Genomic DNA, 1,252 nt, shown 5'->3' on the forward strand with positions numbered 1-1,252 from the left:
TGACGTGACCCCCGTTTCTTCATCCAGTTGGAACTAGAGACCGGTCCTTGAAGGGACGGACGGAATGAAGCGGAAGCAGTTTTCGGAAGAGCAGATCATTGGCATTCTGAAGGAAGCCGAGGCGGGCGCGGTAGTGACGGAGCTGTGCCGCAAGCACGGGATGTCGAGCGCGACCTACTACGCATGGAAGGCGAAGTTCGGCGGCCTGGAGGTATCCGACGCAAAGCGTCTGCGGTCACTCGAAGAGGAGAACGCCAAGCTCAAGCGGCTGCTCGCAGACACGATGCTGGACAACGCGGGGTTGAAAGACCTGCTGTCAAAAAAGTGGTAACGCCCGCCGCGAAGCGGCAAGCGGTCGCCCATCTCCAGACGACGCTGGGGATGAGCGAGCGGCGGGCCTGCGCGGTCGTCGGGGCGGACCGCACGAGCATGCGGTATCGGTCATGCCGGTCGGACGATGGCGACCTGCGGTCGCGGCTGCGCGAACTGGCGCAGCAACGCCGACGGTTCGGCTATCGACGGCTGCACATCCTGCTGCGCCGGGACGGCATCATGATCAACCGCAAGAAGACCCAGCGGCTCTATCGCGAGGAGGGTTTGACGGTCAGGCGCCGGAAGGGGCGAAGGCGCGCCGTGGGCGCGCGGGCGCCTGCACCGGTGCTGGCACTTCCCAACCAGCGGTGGAGCCTGGACTTCGTGCACGACCAGCTCGTCACCGGCCGTCGGTTCCGCGTGCTCAATATCGTCGACGACGTGACGCGCGAATGCCTCCGGGCGGTGGTGGACACCTCGATCTCGGGCCGGCGGGTCGTGCGCGAGTTGACCGATCTGTTCGCCGAGCGTGGCAGGCCGAAGACGATCGTCAGCGACAACGGCACCGAACTGACGTCGAACGCGGTGCTCGCCTGGTCGGGAGATGTCGGCGTCGAGTGGCATTACATCGCGCCGGGCAAGCCGACCCAGAACGGGTTCGTCGAGAGCTTCAATGGTCGCATGCGCGACGAACTGCTCAACGAGACGTTGTTCTTCACTATCAGCCATGCCCGCTCGATCCTGGCGCGCTGGGTGGACGACTACAACACCGAGCGGCCGCACTCGTCGCTCGGCTACGCTACCCCGGCCGCATTCGCTGCCGGGCTCGAACAGCAACGGGCGGGGTTAACCCCGCCCGTTGTTTCACCTGCGCTCATGCGCGACAACACCGGCAGGTCTCTGGTTGCCGCTGGATGAAAAATTGGGGTCACGTCAGAAG

1 protein-coding gene is annotated in these 1,252 nt (G+C 64.9%); it reads left to right on the forward strand.

The features are described from left to right. Positions 1 to 64: 64 nt before the first annotated feature. A protein-coding gene (locus LRA89_RS20420; protein WP_443025025.1) for an IS3 family transposase occupies positions 65 to 1,230 on the forward strand; the annotation gives its coding sequence in 2 pieces (ribosomal slippage) (positions 65 to 326 and positions 326 to 1,230; 1,167 coding nt in all). The last annotated feature ends 22 nt before the right edge of the window (positions 1,231 to 1,252 follow it).

Source organism: Sphingomonas sp. Leaf4, assembly GCF_920939515.1.
Classification (GTDB): domain Bacteria; phylum Pseudomonadota; class Alphaproteobacteria; order Sphingomonadales; family Sphingomonadaceae; genus Sphingomonas.